The 4,757-nt window shown below is 76.9% G+C and carries 4 protein-coding genes and 1 pseudogene; 3 read left to right on the forward strand and 2 right to left on the reverse strand.

Translation table 11 applies throughout. From position 1 onward, the window contains the following. The first annotated feature begins 76 nt into the window (after positions 1-76). The 3 genes from aroA (at position 77) to hisN (ending at position 3,408) form a co-directional block, all read left to right on the forward strand. Positions 77-1,441 carry a 3-phosphoshikimate 1-carboxyvinyltransferase gene (aroA, locus tag ICW40_RS18675; RefSeq protein WP_221655499.1) on the forward strand — a complete coding sequence of 455 codons (1,365 nt, stop codon included), beginning with the start codon at positions 77-79 and terminating at the stop codon, positions 1,439-1,441. Between the two features lie 63 nt (positions 1,442-1,504). After that, a complete protein-coding gene (gene rsgA / locus ICW40_RS18680) occupies positions 1,505-2,584 on the forward strand; it encodes a ribosome small subunit-dependent GTPase A (RefSeq protein WP_221655500.1) in 1,080 nt (359 codons plus the stop codon). Between the two features lie 23 nt (positions 2,585-2,607). Then, positions 2,608-3,408, forward strand: coding sequence for a histidinol-phosphatase (gene hisN, locus ICW40_RS18685; RefSeq protein ID WP_221655501.1), 801 nt, complete (start codon positions 2,608-2,610; stop codon positions 3,406-3,408). 57 nt (positions 3,409-3,465) lie between these two features. Here the strand turns inward: hisN and ICW40_RS18690 are convergent, their stop codons facing one another. Next, positions 3,466-3,954, reverse strand: a complete 489-nt coding sequence (locus ICW40_RS18690) for a DUF6912 family protein (protein WP_221655502.1) — start codon at positions 3,952-3,954, stop codon at positions 3,466-3,468. 16 nt (positions 3,955-3,970) lie between these two features. Next, a pseudogene (locus tag ICW40_RS18695) lies at positions 3,971-4,757 on the reverse strand (hypothetical protein); the annotation flags it as partial.

Raw genomic sequence — 4,757 nt, forward strand, 5'->3', positions numbered from 1 at the left:
CGCGTCGACGCACCACCGCGCACCCGCACGCGGACAGCCGGGCACCGCGTCGGGGCCCGCCGGTAGCCTCGGCACCATGACGCCGCAGCCCACCGCGCCGACCGCCCACGACGCCGTCGCGCCCGCGGACCCGTGGCCGGCACCGGTCGCGGACGGTCCGCTCGACGCCCTGGTCGACGTCCCGGGCTCCAAGTCGCTGACCAACCGCTACCTCGTGCTCGCCGCCCTGGCGGACGGCCCGGGCCGCCTCCGCGGGGCCCTCGCCTCGCGGGACACCGTGCTCATGGCGCGTGCTCTCGAGCAGCTCGGCGCGCGGGTCGAGCAGGACGGCACCGACTGGTCGGTGACGCCCGCCCCCGTGGGCGACCGGAGCGGCGCGCGTCCCGACGACGGCCAGCCGCTCGAGGTCGACTGCGGGCTCGCGGGGACCGTGATGCGCTTCCTGCCGCCGGTCGCGGCACTCACGGGCCGTCCCGTGCGGTTCGACGGCGACCCCGAGGCCCGCGTGCGGCCCATGGGGCCGGTGCTGCGCGCGCTCCGTGCGCTCGGGGCACGGGTCGACGACGAGGACCGCGGCACGCTGCCCTTCACGGTGACCGGCTCGGCGGCCGTCGTCGGCGGCCAGGTCGACGTCGACGCGAGCGGGTCGTCGCAGTTCGTCTCGGGCCTGCTCCTCGCGGGCGCCCTGCTGCCGCGCGGCCTGACGGTGCGCCACACGGGCCGGACGCTCCCGAGCCTGCCCCACATCCAGATGACCGTCGCGGTGCTGCGCGAGGCGGGCGTCGTGGTCGACGACACGCGTCCCGGCATCTGGCAGGTCCACCCCGGGCCCGTCGCCGCACGCGACGTGCGCGTCGAGCCCGACCTGTCCAACGCCGCCCCGTTCCTGTGCGCGGCGCTCGCGGTGGGCGGCACGGTGCGCGTGCCCGGCTGGCCCACGACGACGACGCAGCCGGGCGCGATGCTGCCCGACCTGCTGACCGCGATGGGCGGGAGTGTGTCCCTCGACGGGGACGTGCTCACCGTGCGCGGCACCGGCGAGGTACGCGGGATCGACGTCGACCTGCACGCCGCCGGCGAGATCGCGCCGACCATCGCCGCGCTCGCGACGCTCGCCGACTCGCCTACGCGGCTGCGCGGCATCGCGCACGTGCGCAACCACGAGACGGACCGGCTGACCGCGCTCGCGACGGAGATCGTGCGGCTCGGCGGCCAGGCGGAGCAGACGGCCGACGGCCTCGTCATCACGCCGCGGCCGCTCCACGGCGCGACCGTCCGGACGTACCACGACCACCGGATGGCGACCGCTGCCGCGCTCATCGGGCTGCGCGTGCCGGGCGTGGAGGTCGTCGACGTGGCGACGACGCGCAAGACGCTGCCCGACTTCGTCGGCATGTGGTCCGGGATGCTGGGCCGGTCCGGGATGCCGGGCCGCGCCTGATGCAGAGGTGGTCATGACGTCGACGCGCGCGACCGCCCCGCGCGCCACCGAGGTGAGCAGCGCGTGAGTGCCCGGCGCTACGACGAGAGCGACGTCCGGAGCCGGCCCAACCCCCGGGGCTCGCGGCCGCGGACCAAGCAGCGTCCGGGGCACGAGGACGCGGTCGAGGCGCTCGTCACCGGTGTCGACCGCGGCCGGTACCACCTGCTCGTCGCGCCCGACACGGACGACGAGCGCGTCGTGCTCGCCATGAAGGCGCGCGAGCTGGGCCGCGAGCGTGTGGTGTGCGGGGACCGGGTCGACGTCGTCGGCGACACGAGCGGCGCCTCGGGCTCGCTCGCGCGGATCGTCCGGATCGGTGAGCGCGCCACCGTGCTGCGCCGCACGGCCGACGACACGGACCCCGTCGAGCGCGTCATCGTGGCCAACGCGAGCCGCCTCGTCATCGTGACGGCGCTCGCGGACCCCGAGCCGCGCACCCGGATGATCGACCGCTGCGTCGTCGCCGCGTACGACGCGGGCATGGACGCCCTCCTGTGCCTGACCAAGGCCGACCTGGCCGACCCGGCCCCGCTCGTCGAGCTCTACGCGCCGATCGGCGTCGAGGTGGTGGTCACGTCGCGCTCGCACGGGGACGCCACGATCGCGGCCGGCTCGGTCGGCACCACAGGCGAGCAGTGGCACGGGCTCGACGACGTCCGGGCCGCGCTCACGGGCCGCACGTCGGTGCTGGTCGGCCACTCCGGCGTCGGCAAATCCACGCTCGTCAACGCCCTCGTCCCCGACGCGCGGCGCGCCACGGGCAGCGTCAACGACGTCACCGGACGCGGCCGGCACACGTCGTCGTCGGCGGTCGCGCTGCGCCTGCCCGACCGCGGCGGCTGGGTCATCGACACCCCGGGCGTGCGGTCCTTCGGGCTCGCCCACGTGCAGCCCGACAGCCTGCTCCGGGCGTTCGCGGACCTGTCCGCGGTCGCCACCGAGCGCTGCCCGCGCGGGTGCACGCACGCGGCCGACGCGCCGGACTGCGCGCTCGACGAGTGGGTCGCGGAGGCTGAGGGCGCCGAGCGCGAGCAGCGGGAGGTCCGCGTGGACTCGATGCGACGCCTGCTCGCCGCGAGGACGGCCGCCGACCAGGCCTGACCCGTGACCGGTACGGTGCAGCCATGACGCGCTCGGGCTACGACGACGACCTCCGCCTCGCCCACGTGATCGCCGACCAGGTCGACTCGATGACCATGTCGCGGTTCAAGGCGCAGGACCTGCAGGTCGACACCAAGCCCGACACGACGCCGGTCACCGACGCGGACCGGCGCGCCGAGGAGATCGTCCGGTCCCAGCTGGCGCGCACCCGGCCGCGCGACGCGGTCGTCGGCGAGGAGCTGCCGGACACCGGGCACGGCCCGCGGCAGTGGGTCATCGACCCGATCGACGGCACGAAGAACTTCGTCCGCGGCGTGCCCGTGTGGGCGACGCTCATCGCACTCGTCGACGACGGCCAGCCCGTGCTCGGGGTCGTGAGCGCGCCCGCGCTCGGGCGCCGGTGGTGGGCGGCCGTGGGTTCGGGGGCGTGGACGGGCAAGTCGCTCGCCGCCGCGAGCCGGCTGCACGTGTCCCAGGTCGGCAGGCTCGAGGACGCCTCGCTCTCCTACTCGAGCCTGAGCGGGTGGGAGGAGCGCGGACGGCTCGAGGCGTTCCTCGACCTCACGCGCTCGGTGTGGCGCACGCGCGCCTACGGCGACTTCTGGTCCTACGTGCTCGTGGCCGAGGGCGCCGTCGACGTCGCGGCCGAGCCCGAGCTCGCGCTGCACGACATGGCGGCGCTCGTCCCGATCGTCACCGAGGCGGGCGGACGGTTCACGTCGCTGAGCGGCGTCCCGGGACCGTTCGGCGGGTCGGCCGTCGCGACCAACGCCCTGCTGCACGACCAGGTGCTCGCGCTGCTCGACCCCTTCGGCGAGGGCTGACCGAGGGCCGACCGACTCCCCGGCCGGGGCGTCGCGCCGTGCCGGCGTCGGGGCGAGTCAGCCCTTGACGCTCGCGGCGAGCCTGCCGAGCTCGCTGACGTCGTACCAGAGCAGGTCGCGCTCGGCGAGGCGCTCGAGCGCCGCCTCGTCCCCAGCCGCCGCCGCGACGACGTCGGCCTCCGCGGCCGCCTCGTCGACGTGCGCGCACGCGATGTCGTCCCAGCCCACCGCACTCGTGAGGCGGACGGCGCTCGGTGCGTGGGCGACGTCCCCGTCCGTGCCCGGGTCCCCCGGGTCGAGGCTGTCCACCACGGCGTCCGGGACGTCGGCCGCGACGACGACGCGGCGGCGGCCCGCGCGCCTGCTCGTGTCGAGCGTGTCGAGGCTGTCGTCGGCCGCGAGCAGCTGGGCGGCGTACTCGAGCCCCTCCTCGTCCTCGTCCGGCAGGGCGGACCGCAGGCCGGGGGTCACGGCGTGCACGACCCGGGGCGAGAACCGGGTCCGGGAGCCGAGCTCGTCGAGGCTCGAGGGCAGGTAGATGCGCACGGGACCAGTGTGCCGCTCAGCCGGCGCCGACGGGCGTGAGCGCGCCGACGAGCCCGGTGGCGACGGCCTGGACGGCGCGGCGCGCCGCCGACGCCGGCGCGTGCTCCGCGAGCGTGCGCCCGGCCAGCAGGGCCCCGTCGCACGCGGCACGGTCGTCCGGCACGAGGTGGACCTCCTCGACCCCGGCGTAGCGCTCGAGGGCGGCGCGGATCGCGTCCCCCGGACGCGGACCGCTCGCCGACGCGCGGACGCGGTTGACGACCACGGTCCGCCGGTGGGCCGGGACGCCGACGTCGCCGAGGTCCGTCAGGGCGCGGACGAGCCGCTGGAGCCCGACCGGGTCGCCCGCGCCCACGACGACGACCACGTCGGCCTCCGCGAGCGCCGACAGGGTCGCGGCGTTGCGCCGCGGCGCGCGCGTGTCGTAGCTGAGGACCTCGTCCTGCTCGAGGCAGAAGCCGCAGTCGACGACCGACCAGGCCGCCAGCTCGCGCGCGACGCCCCACAGGAGGTCCAGGCTGGGCCCGGGCACCTCCGGCCACCGGTCCGCGCGGCTGATCCCCGTGAGGACGCGGAGCCGCTCACCCGCGAGCGCGCTCAGACCCGCGAGCGTCCGCACGTCGAGGCGACCGGTCGTCGCGGCGCGCGCGGCGGCCGCGATCCCCGGTGCCTCGTCGAGCAGGCCCAGCACCTGGGCGACCGTCCCGCCGTACGTGTCCGCGTCGACGAGGAGGACGTCGCGCCCGTCCGTGCGCCCAGCGGCCGCGGCGGCGGGCGGACGCTGCCCGCCCGGACCGGCGGCG

Source organism: Actinotalea ferrariae (genome assembly GCF_019733465.1).
Classification (GTDB): Bacteria; Actinomycetota; Actinomycetes; order Actinomycetales; family Cellulomonadaceae; genus Actinotalea; species Actinotalea ferrariae_A.